Origin of the sequence: Sinomicrobium pectinilyticum, assembly GCF_003725735.1 — a bacterium.
Classification (GTDB): Bacteria; Bacteroidota; Bacteroidia; order Flavobacteriales; family Flavobacteriaceae; genus Sinomicrobium; species Sinomicrobium pectinilyticum.
This window is the reverse complement of record NZ_RJTM01000057.1, coordinates 23,605-45,873: the sequence shown is the minus strand read 5'-3', so window position 1 is coordinate 45,873 and position 22,269 is coordinate 23,605. Positions and strand designations below refer to the sequence as shown.

General features: G+C 45.7%; 23 protein-coding genes. 4 read left to right on the top strand and 19 right to left on the bottom strand.

Going from position 1 to position 22,269, the window contains the following annotated elements; translation table 11 throughout:
• Positions 1-23: 23 nt before the first annotated feature.
• A complete protein-coding gene (locus ED312_RS07930; protein ID WP_123215531.1) occupies positions 24-662 on the top strand; it encodes a carbonic anhydrase family protein in 639 nt (212 codons plus the stop codon).
• A 70-nt stretch (positions 663-732) separates the two neighbouring features.
• Here ED312_RS07930 and ED312_RS07925 read toward each other — a convergent pair whose 3' ends face one another.
• The 6 genes from ED312_RS07925 to ED312_RS07900 form a co-directional block, all read right to left on the bottom strand.
• On the bottom strand, positions 733-2,142 hold the full coding sequence (locus ED312_RS07925; protein ID WP_123215468.1) for a DUF4403 family protein: 1,410 nt from the start codon (positions 2,140-2,142) through the stop codon (positions 733-735).
• Between the two features lie 325 nt (positions 2,143-2,467).
• The gene (locus tag ED312_RS07920) at positions 2,468-3,055 is read right to left on the bottom strand and encodes a DUF6252 family protein (RefSeq protein ID WP_123215467.1); all 588 of its coding nucleotides are present in this window, start codon (positions 3,053-3,055) and stop codon (positions 2,468-2,470) included.
• Between the two features lie 47 nt (positions 3,056-3,102).
• Positions 3,103-4,647 carry an HAD family hydrolase gene (locus ED312_RS07915; RefSeq protein WP_123215466.1) on the bottom strand — a complete coding sequence of 515 codons (1,545 nt, stop codon included), beginning with the start codon at positions 4,645-4,647 and terminating at the stop codon, positions 3,103-3,105.
• Positions 4,648-4,776: 129 nt separating this feature from the next.
• Complete coding sequence (locus ED312_RS07910) at positions 4,777-5,553, bottom strand: LytR/AlgR family response regulator transcription factor (RefSeq protein ID WP_123215465.1); 777 nt, start codon at positions 5,551-5,553, stop codon at positions 4,777-4,779.
• A 52-nt stretch (positions 5,554-5,605) separates the two neighbouring features.
• The gene (locus ED312_RS07905) at positions 5,606-7,420 is read right to left on the bottom strand and encodes a tetratricopeptide repeat-containing sensor histidine kinase (RefSeq protein ID WP_123215464.1); all 1,815 of its coding nucleotides are present in this window, start codon (positions 7,418-7,420) and stop codon (positions 5,606-5,608) included.
• 80 nt (positions 7,421-7,500) lie between these two features.
• Positions 7,501-8,025, bottom strand: a complete 525-nt coding sequence (locus ED312_RS07900) for a CvpA family protein (protein ID WP_123215463.1) — start codon at positions 8,023-8,025, stop codon at positions 7,501-7,503.
• Between the two features lie 426 nt (positions 8,026-8,451).
• Between ED312_RS07900 and ED312_RS07895 the strand changes: the two genes are divergently transcribed.
• From ED312_RS07895 to ED312_RS07885, 3 genes are all read left to right on the top strand, one after another.
• Positions 8,452-8,808: a hypothetical protein gene (locus ED312_RS07895; RefSeq protein WP_123215462.1), complete on the top strand. Its 357-nt coding sequence runs from the start codon at positions 8,452-8,454 to the stop codon at positions 8,806-8,808.
• 173 nt (positions 8,809-8,981) lie between these two features.
• Positions 8,982-10,001 (top strand): phenylalanine--tRNA ligase subunit alpha, encoded by a 1,020-nt coding sequence (pheS, locus tag ED312_RS07890; RefSeq protein ID WP_123215461.1) that lies wholly within the window; start codon positions 8,982-8,984, stop codon positions 9,999-10,001.
• 45 nt (positions 10,002-10,046) lie between these two features.
• Positions 10,047-10,442 carry a hypothetical protein gene (locus ED312_RS07885; protein ID WP_123215460.1) on the top strand — a complete coding sequence of 132 codons (396 nt, stop codon included), beginning with the start codon at positions 10,047-10,049 and terminating at the stop codon, positions 10,440-10,442.
• A gap of 82 nt (positions 10,443-10,524) precedes the next feature.
• Here ED312_RS07885 and ED312_RS07880 read toward each other — a convergent pair whose 3' ends face one another.
• The 13 genes from ED312_RS07880 to ED312_RS07820 form a co-directional block, all read right to left on the bottom strand.
• On the bottom strand, positions 10,525-11,157 hold the full coding sequence (locus ED312_RS07880) for a LysE family translocator (protein WP_123215459.1): 633 nt from the start codon (positions 11,155-11,157) through the stop codon (positions 10,525-10,527).
• Between the two features lie 23 nt (positions 11,158-11,180).
• Entirely contained in the window at positions 11,181-12,395 is a 1,215-nt protein-coding gene (locus ED312_RS07875; protein ID WP_123215458.1) for a murein hydrolase activator EnvC family protein, read from the bottom strand.
• Positions 12,396-12,425: 30 nt separating this feature from the next.
• Positions 12,426-13,214, bottom strand: a complete 789-nt coding sequence (locus ED312_RS07870) for a DUF4292 domain-containing protein (RefSeq protein WP_123215457.1) — start codon at positions 13,212-13,214, stop codon at positions 12,426-12,428.
• A gap of 22 nt (positions 13,215-13,236) precedes the next feature.
• Complete coding sequence (locus ED312_RS07865; RefSeq protein ID WP_148044245.1) at positions 13,237-14,175, bottom strand: tetratricopeptide repeat protein; 939 nt, start codon at positions 14,173-14,175, stop codon at positions 13,237-13,239.
• A 50-nt stretch (positions 14,176-14,225) separates the two neighbouring features.
• Positions 14,226-15,236 (bottom strand): sugar nucleotidyltransferase, encoded by a 1,011-nt coding sequence (locus ED312_RS07860; RefSeq protein ID WP_123215455.1) that lies wholly within the window; start codon positions 15,234-15,236, stop codon positions 14,226-14,228.
• 138 nt (positions 15,237-15,374) lie between these two features.
• Positions 15,375-15,548, bottom strand: coding sequence for a GIY-YIG nuclease family protein (locus ED312_RS24490; protein ID WP_394342857.1), 174 nt, complete (start codon positions 15,546-15,548; stop codon positions 15,375-15,377).
• 80 nt (positions 15,549-15,628) lie between these two features.
• Positions 15,629-16,063, bottom strand: coding sequence for a dUTP diphosphatase (dut, locus tag ED312_RS07850; RefSeq protein ID WP_123215454.1), 435 nt, complete (start codon positions 16,061-16,063; stop codon positions 15,629-15,631).
• A gap of 92 nt (positions 16,064-16,155) precedes the next feature.
• Positions 16,156-17,643: a lipopolysaccharide biosynthesis protein gene (locus ED312_RS07845; protein WP_123215453.1), complete on the bottom strand. Its 1,488-nt coding sequence runs from the start codon at positions 17,641-17,643 to the stop codon at positions 16,156-16,158.
• 155 nt (positions 17,644-17,798) lie between these two features.
• Positions 17,799-18,290 carry a hypothetical protein gene (locus ED312_RS07840; RefSeq protein WP_123215452.1) on the bottom strand — a complete coding sequence of 164 codons (492 nt, stop codon included), beginning with the start codon at positions 18,288-18,290 and terminating at the stop codon, positions 17,799-17,801.
• Positions 18,291-18,597: 307 nt separating this feature from the next.
• Positions 18,598-19,458, bottom strand: a complete 861-nt coding sequence (atpG, locus tag ED312_RS07835; RefSeq protein WP_123215451.1) for an ATP synthase F1 subunit gamma — start codon at positions 19,456-19,458, stop codon at positions 18,598-18,600.
• Between the two features lie 84 nt (positions 19,459-19,542).
• Complete coding sequence (atpA, locus tag ED312_RS07830) at positions 19,543-21,120, bottom strand: F0F1 ATP synthase subunit alpha (protein WP_123215450.1); 1,578 nt, start codon at positions 21,118-21,120, stop codon at positions 19,543-19,545.
• Positions 21,121-21,209: 89 nt separating this feature from the next.
• Positions 21,210-21,746 carry an ATP synthase F1 subunit delta gene (atpH, locus tag ED312_RS07825; protein WP_123215449.1) on the bottom strand — a complete coding sequence of 179 codons (537 nt, stop codon included), beginning with the start codon at positions 21,744-21,746 and terminating at the stop codon, positions 21,210-21,212.
• Positions 21,747-21,755: 9 nt separating this feature from the next.
• On the bottom strand, positions 21,756-22,253 hold the full coding sequence (locus ED312_RS07820; protein WP_123215448.1) for a F0F1 ATP synthase subunit B: 498 nt from the start codon (positions 22,251-22,253) through the stop codon (positions 21,756-21,758).
• Positions 22,254-22,269 lie beyond the last annotated feature (16 nt).

The following is a 22,269-nucleotide window of genomic DNA, read 5'->3' as shown; positions in this document are numbered from 1 at the left end:
TTAAACCACATAAAAATATCTATATGAAAGCACATACCGCAGAAACTCAGGCCACGGTAACTCCGTCCAAGGCTTTGGAATTTTTGAAAGAAGGAAATCAACGATTTATACGAAACCTCAGGGCGAACCGCGACTTACTGGAGCAGGTAAATGCCACCAAAGACGGGCAATTCCCCTTTGCGGTAATCCTCAGTTGTATTGACAGCCGTACTTCGGCCGAACTGATATTCGATCAGGGCCTGGGCGATATTTTCAGCGCCAGGGTAGCCGGAAATATTATAAATGAAGATATTCTGGGAAGTATGGAATATTCCTGTAAAGTAGCCGGTTCAAAACTTATCGTGGTGCTGGGCCACAGTAAGTGCGGTGCGGTAACCAGCGCCTGCAAAGGTGTGAAGATGGGAAACATTACGGCATTGCTCAGCAAAATGCAGGATTCTATAGACGAGGTAAGCAGGGAAAAGCCCGGAGCAGAAGCTTCTTCCTCCGAATTCGTGGAAGCCGTTGCACACCATAATGTGGTTCATACCATGGACGAAATACTCAAGCGAAGCCCCGTACTTAATGAAATGTTCGAGGCCGGTGAAATAGGCATTGCAGGATGTTATTACGATGTGGAATCGGGAGAAGTGGAGTTTGTCAAGGAGATTATTCACGACTAATTCCCCTAAGGCAGAAAATAAAAACCGCCACGTGTTTTGGTTTAATCCGGCATGTGGCGGTTTTATTTTTTTACTCCAGACCATCAACAGTAACGGAGACCTTGCCTTTGAGCTTGATAAAAGCAATCATAGCTGTAGCCGATAACTGGATTTTATCCAGTTTTATCTCCCGGACGGACCCGTTTACAAAAACACCTTTTACAGGAGAGTAGTTCTCAAGATAATGCTCCACGCTCTCTTTTCCCTCCTTCAGGTTAGGTTCTATGGAATACCTGCATTTTTCCTGCAACTGGAGTAATATACGATTCCCCGCCAGCCACTGTGCCGACTTTAACAAGGCATTCCTGGTGTCCAGTACATAATCCAGCTTATCAAAATACACTTCTTTGGTGGCCTCGTTGTACTGCGGGTATCCTGTCAGATAGAGCGTACCGCTAACACTCCCCGCCACATCCAGAGCTATAATTATTTTCCCTTCCTTTTGCCAGATATCCACAGCCCTGACCATGATTTTCTTTCTGCCATCTCCGAACTCATAACCTTTAAAATTCCTGGTAAGGATCCTGGATGCATCTTTATAAGACGATATGGCCGCTATACTGGCCGTAACAGATTCGGGAATTTTACTCACCGGTTTTAACACGATATTTTCCCTGTTGAACTTCGACGCGGGCTTCTCTCCGATAATGGTCTCCATAGCACATTTCATCCCCATTTTAAAAGTTATAGCCTGGTCTATTAAGGACGCATCTGTCGTATACAGCTCTTCCGGAATGATCCGCAACCAGCTCTCATAAGTTTCGCTCATTTGAAAAGGGGTGCATATTTTTTCGAGGGCATCCAATACATTGGGCTTAAAATCCAGGGATTCTTTTATAGCATGGTCTATATTTCCTTCAATAACCGATTTCAACAAAACAACCGCTGAATTAACCAGGCCGGTAACAGGTAATTTTTGTCCCATGACATTCATTGTCGGTTCTTCGTTCCACACCAGGGATTTTAATGCTGTATTTGTTCTCAACTCCCAATTAACCAGGCCTACATCACTGATAAGGGTAACAGTGCCGTCCAGGGAAATATCCCTGACATCTTCGAGGGGCAACCCGAATGTATTTGCATTGAACCGGTATTTTATCAATGCTTTTAACGGCAGTACGGTTTTTAGCTTTCCGTTCTCGTTGGTTATGGAAATCTCCCGGTCTTTCCAGACTTTCATTTTAAGGTCGTCGCCCTTAAAATCCGTATCTTCATAGATAAATCCTTCGAGCAAAGTATTTGTTATGCGCTCTACATCTTTTAGTTTTATGGCAACGGGAAGGTTGATAAACGAATATGTATTTTCATAAACCAAAGGAGCTACACTTCCCGGCTCCGGTTTCAGGGTCTCTATTTTTTTTGATGAGGAACAACCCGACAGGCCCGAAAACAATAACAAAAGACATGAAAAAAATGCTCCCGTACGCTTGTGATCTTTCATTGACAGATAAAATTAGGATAATTTGGAAACGACCTGAATTTTGTTTCTAAAGATAGAAAAATCAACATAAATCTGTCATAATGCACCTGAAGTCAGTGTAAACACACTATATAAGAAAGAAGCAGTAATTGGTAGTAATCCGTAATTTGTTGCAGGTTTCCGTTGCCAGTTGTCGGTTTTCCGTAACCTGAAAACCTGTAATCCCGGTGGTTTCGATACATCCCGAACATAGTTCGGGACACTCACCCACCTCGTTTTGTGCCCAAACCTGCAACCTGTAACTTATAACGTGGAGCTATATAAGCAATACGGAAAATTCTCATGTTCACTCCATTGTAGCCCCCATTACCTTATAAATACCTATTTCACTGAATTCACCCTTAACGCCTTTAATTTTACCATTGGATTCCTGCACGGTAAATTCATATTTTCCCGAAATGGTATTAGGATTTCCTTTAAGATCGAGATCGGAGACTGTAACAGAACCTTCTTCTGCCATCATTTCGCCAAATAATGCTGTACATATAACTTCTTTCTTCTCAATCTCTTCGCCTGCTGCTGCCCGTTTCATATAGTTCCCCGCATCGTAGGTCCCCTCCTTGAGGGCAGGTACTCTGAAGTGAAACTGAATATTGATATCGCCTTCTTCCGAAGAAGCCTCTAATATTAAAATACGCTTTGTGTCCTCAACTGCCATCAACTGGGCATTGAACCCCGAACTATCATATTGCTTTCCATCAATTCCTATACTAAAGGAGCCATTCTCTTCTGTACTTCTGGTTACTTCTTCATGTTCTTCTACTTCTTTGCTTATTTCCCTTATAGCCTTTATTCCCTCTTTCTGTTCTTTGTTTAAACAGGAATTCAGGCCGATAAGAGCGACGAAACCGAATAAAACGGATTTTTTTATCATTGTTCTGGTTTTGGTTTTTGAATTAAAATGCAGTGATCTGTATTTTTTTATTGTTCCTTATATTCACTAAGACCTATTCTCTGCTTACTGGTATTCCCCGGTTGTCCGACATAAGACGGAAGATCCGGAGATTTGCCTTCGTTATCACCACAACCGCCTTGTAAAGCACAAATAGAATATATCCACATATCCATAGTCATCTTAAAATGTTTTCTCATCCAGTCAGATCTCCCCTTAAAGTCCGTAGGGTTCATTGCCGCCTTTATGGCGTCGTAAATTCTCTTGTTTAAGTCCGCTACATTCAGGTATTCTTCGATGGGCTTAACATCTGTAAACTCCCCTGCCTCATCTACATATCCTTTGTATTCTTTGTATTGGTCTATCCATTTTTTCATCTGTTCATACCTTTCTTTCATCTGTTCCCAGGTGGGTTTTTGAGTTTCCTGTACGGAGAAATCAGAGATCGTACCAGGCATGTCGGGCATATATGGTCCATGCCCCTCAAAACCCGGTTGTTTCCTTTCTTCGGGATTGGGGGTCATCTCCATGACCCCGGCCAGTTCACTCAGAGCCCCCCGGAACATCCATGCACCGTTCTTTATTACCTTACGCTGTCCGGGCTCTTGCCCTGTAAAAGTAATCGTCTCCATTTTCCATACGGGCACTTCGGACTTACCATATGAAAATACAGTTTCACCAGCTTTATCGTTATACCGAATCTGTATCGAATTTCCTTCATAGGAAATAGTCGTCACCCTTCCTTTTTCATCTTTAACAATATCCAATCGGGCAGGCCGGTATAGTTCTATATCTGTCTCGCTATATCCCCTGGAATTACTCCGTAAGTAAAACCCCCTACCTATATAAGACCAAATTCCCTTGTCAATAATTTTACTGCCCGGACCCAAGGGCGCTATACCGGTTTTTACGGCAATGGCTTCCAGTTCATCATATTTTAACTGTGTCGATTGCATCTTATCCCGCAATGACATGTATGTATCTGCAAGGAACCTTACCTCTTCGGGCAGATGTTTATTGGCAATATTCTTTACACTTACCTGCAGGGTCAATAGCTCTTTGGCGGTCAATAAAGGTTTTACCCGGGACTGAAAATCCAGGGGATAATCAGAAAATTTCGCTCCCGCCTCTATCCCCCAGATAAGCGTTTGTATATCCGGCTGGGGTATCTCCGGAAAATCAACAGACTTTTTCAAAATAGAATGTATAATCCCGGTTTTTAATCCTTTAAGTTTTGCGATCTGATATCCATCTCCCTGAGTAGGCCCATATACTCCTGCCCTAAGGCAATACGATCTCACAGTAGCTTTATAGTAACCGGGCTTTAACCGGAAATCAGCTATGGTGTCTGCCATTTCCGGATCAAAAAAGTCCTTGTCAAACCAATCGAATCCGTACAAAGTATCGTTTATGGACGTGGTTATTGCGGAACCGGGTTTCCAGGCATGAGGATCTACTTTGGTAGTTATTTTCCGAACCTCTTTGATTACTTTTTTAAATATCTGAGCCTGGCCCTTTATGGGCAATACACCACAAACCACCACAACAAATATCACCTTAAACGGACTGTTCATCACACAAATCTTTGGGTTCTGTGGCGTAAAATTAGCCGATATATCCCATAAAAACGCGGCACCCCCGATTGTTTTAGTATTCGGGGTATCCTGGTGAGTTATTACAAGGAATTCCCGAGCATTCGATCCTTACAGGGAGTCAAAAAACGCAAGTACTCTTGCCTTTTTACTTTTGGAAACAGGGATTCGGAATCCATTATTCAGGACAAGGTGTTCTTCCTTTTTGCGATACATAGCTACATGAGAAAAATTGACGAGGTAAGATTGGTGTACTCGTATAAAACCAAGTGGAGAAAGTCTTTCTTCAAAAACTTTTAAAGGCTGAGATACCACGATCTTTTTGTCCGGCTCCAAAGAAAAGACCGTATAATTATTGTCTGCCTGTGCATAACAAATATCTTTTGCCTTAATGACATGGATACGATCGGAGGTTTTCAGGACAATCTTTTTTTCCGAACTTCCTTCTTCCCTGTAATTCTGAAAAAAAGCCTCCAGTTGCAGGTAATATGTTTCCTGTTGAAGGGTATCGATAACTCTGGCCACGGCATTTTCCACATCGCCGGGTGTTACGGGTTTAAGCAAAAAATCCAGTGCACTGAAGCGAAAGGCCTGCATGGCATAATCGGCATGGGCGGTAATAAAGATAACTTTGAAGTTGCGTTCTTTTTTCCTGTAAAGTTTTTCCAGCAACTCAAAAGAATTGCCATCCGGAAGGTTGATGTCCAGAAGGAGAAGTTGCGGTTGCACTTTGCCGAATATCGCTTCGGCCTTTTTCAGATCTCCTGCTTCGTACAGGAGCAGTGTTTTGAACCTTTTTGTTAACACTGCGGTTATGAACTCCCTGGATCGGGAATCGTCTTCTACCAAAAGACAGGAAATTTCCCTTGCGGGTATAGCTGTTTCCATATAAATTTTGCGCTTTTACAATGGCCCGGGGCCATTCCGGATTTTATGTGCTTTATTCTCCCAGGACCGGCAGGTATAAGACAACCCTGGTTCCCGGAAAATCCGGATGCTCCCGATACGGATAAATCTCTAACCGTATCTTTTTTTCACCGGCCCTGTTGAATTCGCGTATTCTCTTATTTACGATTTCCATTCCCATAGAGCGGTGAAGAACGTCCGCACGTTGTTTTTGTTCCGAATTCATTCCTCTTCCGTTATCGCTTATTTCCACCTGCAGCATATCTCCGGCTTCCATACTTTTAATGTTGATCCGTATCTCGCCTCCCGGAACGTCTTTTACCCCGTGAATCACGGCGTTCTCTACAAAGGGCTGCAGAAGCATGACCGGGATGTAGCAAGGATCATCTTTCTCCGCCAGGTCCGTGGTGATCTCAAATGTAAAGCTGTGATCATAATTCAGCTGTTGAAGATGCAGGAAGTTGCGCATCATTTCCACTTCTTCTTCCAATGAAATGGTTTCTTTATCCGAACTTTCCAGTACAGCTCTTATCAATCTTCCGAAACTGCCCAGGTATTCCGCCGAAGTTTCGGTTTCATTTTTATAGATAAAATTCTGTACGGTTTGCAATGCGTTAAAAATAAAATGCGGATTAAGTTGTGTAAGCAGAAAACGTTGCCGCATCCGGGATTTTTCCAGTGCCTGACGTGTCCGGGTCTGTTTGATCCCTATATAAACCAGCACAATAAACAGCAATAAAAGGGCTAGAGAAATCCCTGCCAGCACCCGTTGCCTGTCGATCAGTTTTTCCTGTAACCTGCTCTCGGCCTGCAGGAAATCTATCCTGGCCTGTTTTTGTTCAGACTCGTATTTCTCGGTGAGTTCTGCTACCTTTCCCCGGTGGTCCAGTTTTTGCAAAGAGTCTTTCAACTTATCGCGTTCTTCGGCATAACCAAGGGCAGCGGGAAAATCCTTTTGCTTCTTTGCCACACTCTTCAGATTCTGCAGTACCAGTGCCCGGTCTTCTCCCGTGGCCTGTTCAAGTGCTTTCCCGTAATACACATTGGCCCTGGTATACCGGCCGGACATCTCGTAGGCACGTCCCAGGTTGTTGTAAGCAGCAACAGGACTTCCGGCCGAGAGGCTATCTTTTATCCGCAGCGCCAGTTCTCCCGCCGAAACAGCCTTTTCCCATTGTTCCTTTTCCGTATATATATTGCTGAGATTGGTATACAGTACAGCACGCACATATTCTTGCCGGAGTTTCTCCGCCAGGGGTATGGCCTTTAATATCATTTCCCGGCTGGCATCGTGTTTGCCACGGTCCAGGTATAAAGCCGACAGGTTCCCCATAACATGAAGCCTCAGCACATTTTCTTCATCCAGGATATCCAGAGCACTTTCCAGGTACTTCTCGGCTTTGTCAAAGTCCTCCAGGCCCGCGTATAATGCCCCCAGATTCACATAAACCTTTCCCACATCGGAAGGATAGCTGTTTTTATCCAGGTATTCCAATCCCTTGTGGTAATGATCCAGCGCTTTATCGTATTCCTTCCGCACCTGCAATACCGATCCCAGGCCGTTGTAAAAACGACCTGTATACAAAGAATCGCCGGTATTCCGTGCCATCGATAACCCTTTCGTATAACACTGCTTAGCCGAATCGAGCTCCCTTTGCTGCATAAACCCTGCCCCGGAACGAAACAGGCTGTCGAGAACATGACTGTTATCACTGTTTTGCAGCCCTGCGGGCGGAAATCCTGAAAAAGGACCGGCATACACTGTCAACGAAAATAAGACCGGTAAAAAAACAAAAAAAGACCTTCGGATATGGATAAACTGATTCAATGTATACAGGTATTCGTTCATGTTATAGAAATGGAATGTGGCAGGAAACCAACAACCCCGGCCATGACAGGACGGCACAACCGTATAATCATCTGCAGTGCCTAGGCACTGTCATCCGGTATATTTATTATATCTGTTTCCTTACCTTTGCGGAGCACAAAAAAGAAAAGTGTCTCCCCTATTTCCTTTACCGGGCCATACAGTACCGAGGTCCGCTTTTTCTGGGCATCAACAAAACTTATGGCATTATCCGTAGCTTCGAAAAAAACAAGGAGTGCCCCCAGTATTACCGCTACTTTCAGGCCGCCGAAAAGGCCGCCCAGTATCCGGTTTAACAGGCCTAAAGCCGCAAAGTCGGCAATCTTTGTCAATAATTTTCCCGCGAGCGAAACCACGATGATCACCGCACAGAACACCAGGATAAACGCCGCGAGGTTTACATAACGCTCCTCCCAGTCTACGTGCCTGGCCATATAATCGCCTACCTCATAGGAGAAATGAATGGCACAGTATATCCCGAGCACCAGGGCCACCAGGGATGCTATCTCTACAAAAAGGCCTTTGTAAAGGCCCCGGACAATACCAAACAGGATAAGCAGCCCGATTACTATATCTATATAGTTCATCCTTTTTTCTTAATAACGCTATCAAACAAATATATGGAAATAATACTTTGACCCGGATTTTGACTGCCTTTTAATACCTGTACACAAAATTGGCATTGCCGGTTGTTTTTTTAGTTGAGGAGTTCGAAGGTCGAAGTTCATGGGCCAAACCTGTAACCTGAAACTTGTAACTCGTACCTTAAAACCTGAAACCATTAAACATTGCAATTACAGTTTTTTTAATGCGTTTGCCCCAGTGTTCCGGGCTTTAACTTTTAACGTGATCATAAGAAGAGTTCCCCCACAACTCCGAACTCCAGAACTCTTTCGTTTTTCATCGGGCCCGGAAGTTTCCATACATAATGCAGTTGCCCTGTTTCCTTTTCCGTTCCGCTTTCTGAAAACCGCGAATCTTTGTAACTTTACCGACTTTTAATACGGAGAAAAATGTCCAGAGACGAAAAACTAAAGGAACGATGGGATATCCTGGTACGGAAACTGTCGGGAAGATTTGCCGACGGGGATACCCTGGACCTGGATGCCATCATCTATCTTATCGGGGTACAGGAGCTGGGACAACTGGGCAGGAAGTTTAAGAAAGACGACAAGATAAACCTCATGCACATAGCTATATGCCGGCTTCTGGAACCTTATGGGTATTATGAATTCGACTATATAGACGAAGAAGGGTGGCCCCATTACAAAACAAAAGAAGAACTTCCCTTTCTGAAAGCAGGAGAACAATCCGTGCTTATGAAAGAGGCCATTGTACAGTATTTTATAGAGAAAGAATTTATAGAGTAAGCAAAAAAAAGTAAATTTGCCTCTCTGTTAAAGATCGATGGCAAATTTTCCGTATTCCGGTAAATCCCGTTACTACCCCACTTGTAAGGAAGCCTTACTCCTTTTTCCGGGGCATGACAGAAAGAACCGGAAACAACAAAAATTTTTCGCATTCTAAAAAAGTTAATGGCCCGATGATAGATAAGATAAAGGAACACATAGCCAGGGTAGAACAATTTACCGCTTCCGAGATGGGCGAAATAGAGGCTTTCCGGATAGAGTACCTCGGTAAAAAAGGAGTACTCAATGATTTTTTTGCCGCTTTTAAAAGTGTCCCGAACACGGAGAAAAAAGAATTCGGACAAGTTGTCAACCAGCTGAAAGATGCTGCACAGGACAAGGTAAACGCTTTAAAAGAAGCGCTGGAGAAGAAAACCGTTAACAAAAACATATACGGGGACCTTACCAGGCCTGCGGAACCTGTTGCCCTGGGGTCACGCCACCCGATCTCTATTGTTAAAAACCAGATCATAGATATTTTTTCGCGTATAGGATTCAACGTATCCGAAGGACCGGAGATCGAGGACGACTGGCACAACTTTACGGCACTGAACCTGCCGGAATACCACCCGGCCAGGGACATGCAGGATACTTTCTTTATCCAGACCGATCCGGATATCCTGCTGCGTACTCATACTTCATCCGTACAGGTACGTTACATGGAAGAGCACAAGCCCCCGATCCGTACCATTTCCCCCGGAAGGGTATACCGTAACGAGGCTATTTCCGCACGGTCGCATTGCTTCTTTCACCAGGTTGAAGGCCTGTATATTGACAAAGGTGTTTCCTTTGCCGACCTGAAACAGACACTTCAGTATTTTACTACCGAAATGTTCGGAAAGTCCAGGATACGCCTTCGTCCTTCCTATTTCCCTTTTACGGAACCAAGTGCGGAAGTGGATGTGTACTGGGGACTGGAAACGGAAACGGATTATAAGATGACCAAAGGAACAGGCTGGCTGGAGATCATGGGATGCGGTATGGTAGACCCCAATGTATTGCAAAATTGCGGTATAGACCCTAAGGAATATTCCGGATTTGCTTTCGGTATGGGCATAGACCGTATTGCCTTGTTACTGCACCAGATACCCGATATCCGTATGCTCAGCGAAAACGATGTCCGCTTTTTAGGCCAGTTCAAATCCGTTTTATAAACTGTATTCCGAAGGACTGTAACCGAGATAACTCTTTTCGATGTTATGAAGAAAGATATAGAGATCCCCGTTGTAAAGGACGTGTACGTAGCAGTGGTCCGGGAGTGGAACGAGGAATTCCTTACGAAGGACTGGAACGCCTATATCATAAACAATAAAAAAGGTCCGATAGAAATGGTCCTGGTAGTATCCAAAGGATACGACAACAGTACCAGGACTTCCGTAATGCGCCACGGTATAGGTGTTGTAGGTGCAAGGGACTATGCTAAAATAGAACTGGTACAGGAAGATGTCCTGAAACTTCACAATGAATTTTTCGTTACTTTCTTCTTTGAAGGAAAACTCTTTGAAAAAAAATATCTTTTCTCCAAAAACACTATCGGGGAGGATGCCCTGCGCGATCTCCCGGTAATGAAACAACAGGGAATACTTGCCGAATAGCAGTTCCGGGAGTTTTTTTAGTGGTGGTTCGGGTTGTTTTTGAAGGCACTCCGTTATAAACGGGTGCCGCAGAATCCTGCGCTTATTTTGCCTTGGTAAATGCCATCTTTAGGGCGAGCCCCGTAAGCACACTGGCCATAAACCATTTTTGCAGCCGGGCCCGGAACGGATGCCCGGCAAACCATACGGACATCCGGGAGGCAAAAAAGACGATCAGGAAATTCACGGAAAAGCTTATCAGTACCTGCACAAACCCGAGCTGGAAACCCTGCAGGAGTACCGACCCGTACCCGGGTTTTATAAACTGCGGAAAAAAGGACAGGTAGAAAACCGCCATCTTCGGGTTGAGTACATTCGTCAGGAACCCGATATGAAACAGTTTCATGCCGGAATCCCGTTTCAGGGTCGTATCGGGATTAAAAACATTCTCCTTCGATCTTACGGCTTTATAGGCCAGAAATAACAAGTATCCTACCCCCAGCACCTTTATTGTCATATAGGCATAAGGAACGGCGAAAAAAATCGCGGTCAGGCCGAAAGAAACCATAATAATGTGAAACAGGAAACCGCAAATCACCCCGAAAAGCGAAATGATCCCGGCTTCTTTTCCCTGGGAGAGGGAACGGGATATGAGGTACACCATATTGGGCCCCGGCGTCAGGACCATGATCAGCGCTGCAAGTGCAAACAGCAATAGCGTATCGGTTGGCAACATGCTATAGTGGGTGTTGGTTTATACTACATGCGGTATATCCACTCTTCCGGATTTAAGCGATTGGTATCCCGGTACAGAAAAAACTTAAGCTCGGTCTTTCCGCTGGACGGACTTGTAAATATTTCACCGAGTTCGGTCTTGGCGGAAATTTTCTGGCCTTTCTTCACAAAGATCCTCCCCAGGTTGTAATAGGTGGTAATATAATTTCCATGCCTTAGCTGTACCGCTTTATTCGCTCCAGGCACCGCTATAATCGCGGAAACTTCCCCGTCAAAAACGGCCCGGGCCTTTTCCCCTTCCTGTGTGGCTATGATCACACCGTTATTAAAATTCTTTACTGCGGGGTATACGGGGTCGGAATATTCCCCGTAACCTTTGCTCTTCACTCCTTTTTCCACCGGCCATATCAGTTTACCCTTATTTGCGGCAAAATTATTGGCAATGACCTTGGCCTCCGGGGTCAGGGCAAAAGTAACGTTGCTGGTACTCTTACCCGCTTTTTTATTGGATTCGACTATCGCTTCGCGTATCAGTTTTTCGATCTGCCGGTCTATGGCCTGCGTTTCCCTGCGTTTCTGTGTTATCTGCGAATTATACTGCGATTCCTTTTTGCGTATACTGGCAATAAGGGCTTGTTGTTCCCGCCTTTCCTTCTCGAGGGACTGCTGTTCTTTCTTATTTTCGGCGATCAGGGTTTCCTTTTCCTTTCGCTGTGCGATAAGTTCTTTATTCAGGTTTTGCAGTTCCAGGGTTTTCGTCTGTATAGACTCCCCCTGTTCTTTCCGGTAATCGGCATATTGCTTCATATACTGCAAACGCTTGTACGCCTGGAAGAAGTTCTCGGAAGAGAGCAGGAACATCAGGCGGTTTTGCCTGGACCTGCTTTTGTATGTACGCCGTATGGTTTCGGCATAATCATCTTTTAAATCCGCCAGCTCTTTTCTCAGGTCACCGATCTTCTTCATATTGTTGTTCACCTGGCGGTTGAGAAGATTGGCCTGGCGGTTGGTTACCTGTATGAGTTCCTGTCGTACCCTGATCTTTTGATTGAGGTCTTCTACTTCGGTAATTACGCTCTGCCTTTCCTTTTTCTGCCGGGAAAGCAGGCTATTGATCTGCCTTATTTCTTCCTGCAAACGCGCCCTTTTGGCCTCCAGCTCCTTCTGCTCCCGGGTCTGGGCATTCCCGATACCAAACGAAAGCAGGACCATCACCAGTAAAAAAATACGTTCTTTCATTATGCAGCCTACGGTTTAGCGTGTATCGGCCTATCTGGCACTATCTAAAATTATCTCTTTATATCCTTTGGGAATGCTGTAGGGAAAGGTCAGCTCCCGGTTAAATTCCACATTCCTGTACTTTATATCTATATGGGTTTTCCTGCTTCCTTCTTCTACCGTAATCCCTATCTCCTCCGGAAAAACTTCTTTCTCTACGAGCTGGTATGTCCTGTATTTGATATTCAGCACCCGGCCTTCCGCCGGATCGGAAAGCAGTTGTCTCCCCATCCGGAAATTCGCCGGTTCCACCTGGAACAATACTTTCAGCAGGTTCATTTCATTAACGGGCTTCAACTGGTAGTTATTGTTCACGATCAGGGCATTGTAATTTCCTTCATTCAGGTCAAATATCGCCTGGCCCAGTAACAGGTTCTGCACTTTTTCGAAATCGAGTTCCGTACCCAGAAAATCACTTAAATACGAAAAATCACCGTCAAAATAACTGTTATCCAGCTTATTGTAAAAACTCACTCTATCGGGTGTCATATAGACTTTGGCCATGTTCATCGTGGCGCTGAGCCAGATCGCTTTATCTTTTTCCAGCCGGAAGCTGAGGTTCAGTCCCTGCGAAATCTCACCATTATCGTAATCCACCTTCATGCGCCCCGAAACGGTTTTGAAATCCGGCGCGTTCTTATAGTGCCTTTTAATGACCTGCCTGGCCGAAAGGTCGCGGGCCGCTTCTCCTTCTGCTATGGCTTTGGTGGTTTTACAAGACTGTAGTAACAAAACAAGTACTACAGGCAGTATTATCCCTATCTTTTGTATCTGCTTCATATTTTTCCCGTTACACCTGTATTTATTTTTTCATTTTCCCGCTATATTCCAGGGCCTTTTTTTTGTCTCCGAGCGAATTGTAAGCTATGACGAATTCCCGGTAAATATCATTCTCGAGCCGGGTATCGTCTATCAGGTAATCCAGGGCAGTCTGCAAAGCGGTTATGGCTTCCTCGTGTCTTTTGAGGCGGTTCAGGGCATGGGCACGGTCATAATACAGTTTCGGCTGGGAAGGGTATATTTCCAGGGCTTCCGTGGCCCTTTCCAACACTTCCCGGTGATTAAAGAGTTTTTTATAATTCTCTATTTTCCGGTATATCTCCTGCAGTTCGTTCTTCTCTTCCGTTTCTTCGGGAACAATCGTTTCCGGTTGTTTTGCCTCTTCGGAAGTATGTTCGCGCAACCTGGTGCTTATCCACAGTTTCTGCTGCTCCCGTTCTTCCGATCTTCCCAGTCGTGCATCCAGTTCCTTTATAAGGGCGAGGGCCTCTTCATATCTCCTCGTATCCATATAGATACGAACGAGGTTCTCTTTATACTTGCCGTTGGATTTTGCCAGTCGCTGCCCTACTTCAATGGCTTTATCCGTCTCTCCCCGCGCTTCGTAAACATCGAAAAGGGCATCGAGATACCATATTTCCGGTTTCTTTTCCACGGCAGCGAGCAGGTAGGCTTCTGCCTGGTCGTAGGCCTTCAGTTCCTTGTAATTGCGGCCCAGTTCATAATCTACCACATCGTTGTCCGGTTGCAGTTTTTTACATTTCAGCAGTTCATCTACGGCTTTATCGTAGTTTTCTATTCCCTTTTGCTTCAAAGCTTCGAAAAAGTGCTCCTGGAAATCATCGGAATAATCTTCCGTGGAAATCTCAGCGCTTTCCATAGCCACGGCAGGTTCCTGCCCGTAGCTTTCACACAGGAAATAGAGTCCTAAAATTGCCGTTATGAAGATCTTTATTCTCACTTCTCAAATGTATGCATTCCCGCGCACTGTACCAGCGCCCGGGCACTTATTTATTCCAGTACGCAATAGTCCCCTATACTGACACTGGTGAACGAACCGTCAAATTTCGCATGGTTGCCTATCATGGCATTGTCCAGGTCCGCATTTTTAAGAATGGCCCTGGTCTGGACCAGGCTGTTTTTTATAACCGTATTTTCAACGAAACAGCCGTCTCCCAGGGAGACATACGGCCCTACTGTGGCATTTTTCAATACCACATTCTCCCCGATATAGCAGGGTGGAATAATTTCGGAATTTTCCAGGTCTACCGTATCGGATATCATGCTTTTTCCCTCTTCATGAAGAAACCCGAGCATCCGGGTATTGGTCTCCACGGTCACCTGTTTGTTTCCGCAATCCATCCATTCGTCCACTTTTCCGGGAACAAATTTCATGCCTTTTTCCATCATGCCTTTGATACCGTCATTGATCTGGTATTCTCCGCCGTTGATAATATTTTCATCCAGTACCCGCTGCAGTTCCGCTTTCAGCACACCTGCATCCTTAAAATAGTAAATACCTATTACGGCGAGGTCGGAAATAAATACGGCGGGCTTTTCCACAAGCCCGGCAATCTCCCTCCTGTCATTGAGTTCCACGACCCCATAGGCCTCCGGGTTTTCCACCTGTTTTACCCATATCACACTATCCGCACTTTCATCCAGGGTAAAGTCGGCCTTAAAGAGGGTATCGGCATAAGCAATCACACAAGGGCCGGAAAGCGAATCGGCGGCACACATGATTGCATGGCCCGTTCCGAGCGGCTTGTCCTGATAATAAATAGTTCCTTTCGCCCCGAGGTCCCCGGCAATGGAAACAAGCACTTCTTCTATTTCCCGGCCGAAGTCGTCTTTAATTATAAACGCTACTTCTTCGACCTCCTGTTTCAGGACAGCTGCGATATCTTCCACCAGTCGTTGTACAATAGGTTTTCCCGCTATGGGGATCAGCGGTTTCGGCACTGTAAGTGTGTGCGGGCGGAGACGGGAGCCCCGGCCTGCCATGGGTACTATTATTTTCATATCATTCCCGCGTAGGCGGGGATCTTTTTAGTTATACAATTATTTTCTTAGTCTCCTGAAGTTTAAATTCCAGTTCATACTCAAATCTAACCATCCGGGGTTCATTTCTTCAATCAACCTAATTTTCCACTCTCTTTTCTATTTTTTAAACTGAACTTCTCGTTTTGCAGCTTTTGATCCTTCTTCGTATTCTTCAAAATAAATCAATTTATCACAATTGTACCTTGCGGTGAAAGACTTTGGATAAATCTTCAATTTATGTTCCTTTACTCTTTCTTCAATATTGTCCGTTACCCCCAATGTATAAAACACCGTTGGGCTTATTTGTCATTATATAGACATACCAAAGCTGCATTTCTTATCTATTATAAGATTCCTGCCTTCGCAGGAATTTACTTTACCCCCGTACTTCCGAACCCTCCTTCACCCCGTACGGTTTCTGATAAGGTCTCCACTTCTTCCCACCGGGCCCTTTCGTGCCTGGCGATCACAAGCTGTGCAATACGCTCTCCGTCCTCCACTACAAAATCCGTATCGGAAAGGTTTACCAGGATGACGCCTATCTCTCCCCGGTAATCCGCATCTATGGTACCCGGGGCGTTGAGTACGGTAATTCCTTTTTTGGCCGCCAGTCCGCTCCGCGGGCGCACCTGTGCTTCGATCCCCACGGGCAACTCTATGAACAGCCCGGTCTTTACCACAGCCCTTTGCAGGGGCTTTAATACTACCGGCTCCCCGAGGTCTGCCCTCAGGTCCATTCCGGCCGAAGCCGAAGTTTCATAGTTAGGTAACGCATGTTTGGACCTGTTAATTATTTTTACAGTCATTTTTTTATGTTTTAAAGGCGGAAGCGCACGGAATCCGGAGAACCCTTTTTATCTTCTCCACGCCCTGGTTATACTTGTATACTGTGCCTGCCCTATCTCCCGTTCCCCGGGCGGGAACGGTACTTTTGCAGGAATATCCTTTTCAACTCTTTCCTCTCCAGGTAAAATACCAATGCCAAAAATACTAAAAGTAGCCCGCTTCCTACAATAATATTACTATCAAATACATAAAAAGAAAGAAAGGAGAAAAAAACGGAAACAGACAGGTAGGCACTTATCTTTTTCACGTTATAGGGCACAGGATAGTGTCTTTGTCCCAGTACATAAGAAAGGACCATCATAGTTCCGTAAGCTGCGAGGGTAGTTATGGCCGAGCCCGTGTAACCTATCAGCGGGATAAGAATATAGTTGAGCGCGAGCGTAATCACTGCCCCGATAACGGATATATAAGCTCCGTAACGCGTTTTATCGGTGATTTTGTACCAGACGGACAGGTTGTGGTAAATACCGAGGCACAGGTTGGCCAGGATAACCATAGGCACTATACCCAGGGCTTCCCAATAGGTTTCATTACGGATAAGCAATACTTTCAGAATATCAATATACACCATGACCCCCAATAATATACAGGAACCGAAAATGACAAAATACTGTGCGATCAGCGCATAGGTTTCGGGAGCATTCTTGTTTTTTGCATAACTGAAGAAAAAGGGTTCCACACCGAGGCGGAAAGCCGTCGCATAGAGCGTCATAAATGTCGCTATCTTATAACAGGCCGAATATACCCCCACCTCTCCTTTGGCGATATCTTCGGGCAGCAGGTAATCCAGCAACAGGCGGTCAAAAACCTCGTTTACGGTATAGGCCAGCCCGGCGATGAGCACGGGCCAGGCATACTGCATCATCCGCTTCCACAGTGCCTTGTCAAAATGCCATTTTATCTTTCGGAAACCCGGAACCAGCACCAGGAAGGTCAGCGCACTGGCCACCAGGTTGGAAATAAATATATAGGCGATCTGAAAGTCTTCCACATAAAGATAATCCCAGGTGTTTTTCCCCTCACCCGATGCCAGTCGCGGAAGAAGCACCAGAAAGAAAACGTTAAGGCCGAGATTAACGGCTACGTTCCCCATCTTGATATAGGCATATACCAGCGGCTTCTGCATGGCCCTCAGCCTGGCAAAAGGTATAATGGCAAGGGCATCCAGGGCCAGTATCCATATGGTATATACGATATATTCCGTATCTATCCCGGCCCATTCTGCCAGCGATCCCCGTATGGAAAGCGCCGCCAGAAGGAACAACAACGTGGTCATTACAATGGAAGAAAAAGAAGTACTCACCACTTTTTCCTTGTCCTGTTCCGTATTAAAAAAACGGAAAAAGGCAGTTTCCATACCATAGGCCAGGATAACATTAAATAAAGCTATCCAGGAATAAACGATATTGACTTCGCCGTATTCTTCCTTGGGTAAAATATCGGTATAGAGCGGCACCAGGATAAAGTTGAGCATCCTGGGCAAAACTGTTGCCAGCCCGTAAATAAATGTATGTTTAAAAAGTTTTTGAAGTGCACCCAACAGTTCACCGGATTTCTGGGTGATAAAAGTAGGGAAAAGTACGGAAAATCCCTAACTGTGCTTCGGCAAGCGCAGCAACCGGGAATCGGCTTCGCTCAGCTAACGGGAACCGGGGCGCTGAGCCGACTTTCCGGGTGCAGGAAACCACTTTAAAATTATTCCTTTCGGGGATTTATCACGGGAGCTCCTTCTTTTACATGGGCTATCCTGAAATATTTTACGACATTTCCTTCCTTAAAACTGACCACGGCTTCGTCTTCTTCCAGTTCAAACGGAATGGATTTTCGAAATTCCGGGGGCTGGTTTCCCACCTCTTTCCGGGGATCGGCATGCATAATAATATCCGTTTTCGGCCTGTTCTCAAACCTGCCTATGTATACCAGGTAGCTGCCACGCTGTACTTTTTCCAGCTTTGCCCCCCTGCCGCGATAATACACACTATCCAGAAGTATGTCACTACCCGAAGTAACCGGAATAAAAATATTGGTCCCGGATAGAGGGCTTCCTTCCGTACGCCAGTTTTCAGACACCACGTCTCCCAAGCGCAATACTTCCGGCAGTGCAGACAATACTTTCTGCGAGTTTGCACACTGTACAAAAGCGGAAATCACCACAATGCCGGCAAGAATCCTTATAACTGCTCTCATAGCTATATTCGTTTTAATCAACCTACCCAAGACCTATACCCGGCAGGAGTTTCATTCAGTCAACTGTCTCGGGACACTGAATGAGTAAATATACTGTTTTCAAATTTGATGCCATTTTTACCGGTGGCGCAAGAACATGAACTGTGAGACTTTATCGGCTCATCACAGGACAGCACAAATCCTGAAAACGGCACTATCAAAAAACCCGCGAGATCGGCTCTTGCGGGTTTTTTATATCTGAAAAAAGGAATTTATCTTTTTTAAAAACAGGTCCCGGAAATAATACCCGGCCCCATCTACCGGCAGTTTAACCGTTCAATGCCTCGGCACCACCGACGATTTCCAGTATTTCATTGGTAATCGCGGCCTGGCGGGCCTTGTTGTAGGTCAGTTTCAACTGGTCCCTGAGTTCCTTTGCATTATCCGTAGCTTTGTGCATTGCTGTCATACGCGCGCCATGCTCGGAAGCAAACGAATCGCGGATAGCCTTGTACAATTGCGTTTTAAGCGACTTCGGGATCAGGGTTTCCACGATCTCCTCTTTGGAAGGCTCAAAAATATAATCGGAAGCCAGCTCCTTATTTCCTTCCACGGGAACTATGGGTAAAAACTGTTCTGATCTTACAACCTGGGTGGCGGCATTCTTAAAGTGGTTGTACAATAATACGATCTTGTCATAAGATCCGTTAACGTACATCTCCATAAGGCGTTCCGCTATCTCCGATACGTGATCAAAAGTAAGGTCATCGAAAATACCGTTGTGGTTTTCTATAACCGTACAGGATTTACGAAGCACATCGTCCCCTTTTTTACCGATAGTCACAAAATCCACATCTTTATCCCGGTAAGTAGCCGAAACAACCTGTTTTGCTTCTTTAATAATATTGGTATTAAAAGCTCCGCAAAGCCCGCGGTTGGATGTTATGGCCACCACAAGTACTTTATTCACCTCACGCTCTTCGGCATAAATACTACCGGAATCGCCTTCCAGCGTAGCACTCAACCCCTGCAGCAATTCGGTGAGTTTCTCGGCATAGGGCCGCATAACGGTGATGGCATCCTGTGCTTTTTTCAACTTTGCAGCAGATACCATTTTCATGGCGCTGGTGATCTGCATCGTCGAAGATACCGACACTATTCTTCCGCGTATTTCTTTTAAGTTTGCCATGCTTTATTAATTAGCAAATTTGGTAATGTGTCCATGTGATAATTTGCCGGTTATACTGCATTACCCGATTATCACATTGGCACATTAGTTATATTTTCCTGAAAGTTCCTTAGCTACGGAGCTCAATGTATCCGTAACTTCATCGGTAAGCTTACCCTGCTTCAACAGGTCGAGGATGTTCCTGTGTTTGGCATTCAGGTATTCCAGGTAATCTCTTTCGAATTCTTTTACTTTCCCCACGGGCACGTTTCGCAACAGGTTTTTAGAACCTGCATAGATAATCGCTACCTGATCTTCCACGGTGTAAGGATCGTTTTGCGCCTGTTTCAGTATTTCCACGTTACGCCTACCTTTTTCGATAACGTTCAGCGTGGCCGTATCCAGGTCGGAACCGAACTTGGCGAAGGCTTCCAGTTCACGGAACTGGGCCTGGTCGAGTTTAAGCGTACCGGCTACTTTTTTCATGGATTTGATCTGGGCCGAACCTCCCACACGCGATACCGAAATACCTACGTTGATCGCAGGGCGGACGCCGGAGTTGAACAGGTCGGATTCCAGGAATATCTGTCCGTCGGTAATAGAGATCACGTTGGTAGGGATATACGCAGAAACGTCACCTGCCTGGGTTTCGATGATCGGAAGGGCAGTAAGCGAACCTCCACCTTTCACCAGGGGTTTCAACGGAGCCGGAAGGTCGTTCATTCCTTTTGCAATATTATCATCGGCGATAATTTTTGCAGCACGCTCCAGCAACCTGGAGTGCAGGTAGAATACATCCCCCGGGTATGCCTCACGTCCGGGCGGACGACGCAACAACAGGGACACCTCACGGTAGGCCACCGCCTGCTTGGACAAATCATCATAAATGATCAGTGCAGGTCTCCCGGTATCCCGGAAATACTCTCCGATAGCAGCCCCTGCAAAGGGAGCGTACACCTGCATCGGTGCAGGATCGGAAGCGTTTGCCGCTACGATAGTGGTATATGCCAGCGCTCCCTTGTCTTCGAGCGTTTTGGCAATAGCTGCAACTGTAGAGGCTTTTTGCCCTACGGCTACATATATACAGTATACGGGTTCACCCGCATCGTAAAATTCTTTTTGATTCAGGATGGTATCAATACAAACCGTAGTTTTTCCGGTCTGACGGTCCCCGATCACCAGCTCCCGCTGTCCCCGGCCTACGGGGATCATGGCATCTACCGCTTTGATACCTGTCTGTAACGGTTCGTTCACCGGCTGGCGGAAGATAACTCCGGGCGCTTTGCGCTCCAGGGGCATTTCATACAGTTCTCCTTCGATACTTCCTTTTCCGTCGATAGGGTTACCCAGGGTATTCACCACACGCCCTACGATACCTTCTCCAACTTTTATGGAGACGATTCGCTGGGTGCGTTTTGCGGTTGCCCCTTCTTTAATTTCTTTGGAAGGACCCAACAATACTACCCCTACATTATCTTCTTCCAGGTTAAGCACAATACCTTCCAGGCCGGACTCAAACTCCACCAATTCCCCGTACTGGGCATTGGAAAGTCCGTATACCCTTGCGATACCGTCTCCAACCTGCAGGACCGTCCCCACTTCGTCCAGGGAAGCTCCCGCTTCAAACCCGGATAACTGCTTCTTCAATATTGCTGATACTTCAGCCGGATTAACTTCTGCCATCTTTAATCTTGGTGTTTAGTGACCGGACACCGGGCCTGCCGGTAAGCAGGGAATATCCAGCCTCATTTTTTAATTGTACTGTATACTTATTAATTATAGGAAAATTTTCTTTTCAAATCGCCAAACCTGTGCGCTATACTCGCATTGTACTGCAAATCGCCTATGCGCAGGATAAAACCGCCTATGATACTGTCGTCAATTACATTTTTCAGTACCGCGTCTTTTCCGGTGAGTTCTTTCACCTTTTGCAATACACCCGCTTTCAGCCTGTCGGTCAACGGTACTGCCGTGGTAACTACGGCAAGTTGTTTTCCGTGGCTTTCGTCGTAAAGGGCAACATACTGGCGGGCCACTTCGCCCAACAGTCCTATCCGGTTGTTTTCCGCAAGCACCCTGATAAGATCTGCGGAGATCTTGTTTACGGAAGCGAATATTTCGCTTAATGCCGCTTTTTTTACTTCGGATTTCACAACGGGGCTTTTAAGCACAAGTTGCAGGTCCCTGCTTCCGGCAACCGTATTTTTCACCAGGTCCATATCTTCATATACGGCCTTTACGGCATCGTGTTCACGCGCCAGGGCCAGGACGGCCTTTGCATAACGTATAGCTGCTCTTGTTCCTGCCATGATCGTTTGTTAGTTTAAAGTAGTACCTACTTCTTCGAGCATGTTCTCTACCAGCTCCAATTGCTTGTCCTTATCGGAGAACTCCTGTCTGATCACCTTTTCGGCAATCTCCACGGATAAACTTGCCACCTGGTTTTTCAATTCGGCCAGGGCTGCCTTTTTCTCTCCTTCGATAGCCGATTTTGCCTGGGCGATCATCTTATTCCCCTGCTCCTGGGCTTCTTCCCTGGCATCGGCAATGATCTTCTCTTTCATCTCACGGGCCTCTTTCAGCAGGGTATCGCGTTCCGCACGTGCTTCTTTGAGGATACGCTCATTATCTGCCTTGAGGTTCTGCATTTCCTTCCGGGCCTCTTCGGCGGCGGCCAGAGCATCATTGATAGAAGTTTCCCTGCTTTTTACTGCTCCCAGTATAGGTTTCCACGCATATTTGCGCAATAATACCAGCAGGATAATAAATACCAGTACCGTCCAAAATATCAAACTTTCAGGATGCGTAATATTCATTTTCTATATATAGTTT

Coding starts and splice junctions, on each gene's coding strand:
- ED312_RS07930 (WP_123215531.1), top strand. CDS start 24: ATGAAAGCACATACCGCAGAAACTCAGGCCACGGTAACTCCGTCCAAG.
- ED312_RS07925 (WP_123215468.1), bottom strand. CDS start 2,142: ATGAAAGATCACAAGCGTACGGGAGCATTTTTTTCATGTCTTTTGTTA.
- ED312_RS07920 (WP_123215467.1), bottom strand. CDS start 3,055: ATGATAAAAAAATCCGTTTTATTCGGTTTCGTCGCTCTTATCGGCCTG.
- ED312_RS07915 (WP_123215466.1), bottom strand. CDS start 4,647: ATGAACAGTCCGTTTAAGGTGATATTTGTTGTGGTGGTTTGTGGTGTA.
- ED312_RS07910 (WP_123215465.1), bottom strand. CDS start 5,553: ATGGAAACAGCTATACCCGCAAGGGAAATTTCCTGTCTTTTGGTAGAA.
- ED312_RS07905 (WP_123215464.1), bottom strand. CDS start 7,420: ATGAACGAATACCTGTATACATTGAATCAGTTTATCCATATCCGAAGG.
- ED312_RS07900 (WP_123215463.1), bottom strand. CDS start 8,025: ATGAACTATATAGATATAGTAATCGGGCTGCTTATCCTGTTTGGTATT.
- ED312_RS07895 (WP_123215462.1), top strand. CDS start 8,452: ATGTCCAGAGACGAAAAACTAAAGGAACGATGGGATATCCTGGTACGG.
- pheS (WP_123215461.1), top strand. CDS start 8,982: ATGATAGATAAGATAAAGGAACACATAGCCAGGGTAGAACAATTTACC.
- ED312_RS07885 (WP_123215460.1), top strand. CDS start 10,047: ATGAAGAAAGATATAGAGATCCCCGTTGTAAAGGACGTGTACGTAGCA.
- ED312_RS07880 (WP_123215459.1), bottom strand. CDS start 11,157: ATGTTGCCAACCGATACGCTATTGCTGTTTGCACTTGCAGCGCTGATC.
- ED312_RS07875 (WP_123215458.1), bottom strand. CDS start 12,395: ATGAAAGAACGTATTTTTTTACTGGTGATGGTCCTGCTTTCGTTTGGT.
- ED312_RS07870 (WP_123215457.1), bottom strand. CDS start 13,214: ATGAAGCAGATACAAAAGATAGGGATAATACTGCCTGTAGTACTTGTT.
- ED312_RS07860 (WP_123215455.1), bottom strand. CDS start 15,236: ATGAAAATAATAGTACCCATGGCAGGCCGGGGCTCCCGTCTCCGCCCG.
- dut (WP_123215454.1), bottom strand. CDS start 16,063: ATGACTGTAAAAATAATTAACAGGTCCAAACATGCGTTACCTAACTAT.
- ED312_RS07840 (WP_123215452.1), bottom strand. CDS start 18,290: ATGAGAGCAGTTATAAGGATTCTTGCCGGCATTGTGGTGATTTCCGCT.
- atpG (WP_123215451.1), bottom strand. CDS start 19,458: ATGGCAAACTTAAAAGAAATACGCGGAAGAATAGTGTCGGTATCTTCG.
- atpA (WP_123215450.1), bottom strand. CDS start 21,120: ATGGCAGAAGTTAATCCGGCTGAAGTATCAGCAATATTGAAGAAGCAG.
- atpH (WP_123215449.1), bottom strand. CDS start 21,746: ATGGCAGGAACAAGAGCAGCTATACGTTATGCAAAGGCCGTCCTGGCC.
- ED312_RS07820 (WP_123215448.1), bottom strand. CDS start 22,253: ATGAATATTACGCATCCTGAAAGTTTGATATTTTGGACGGTACTGGTA.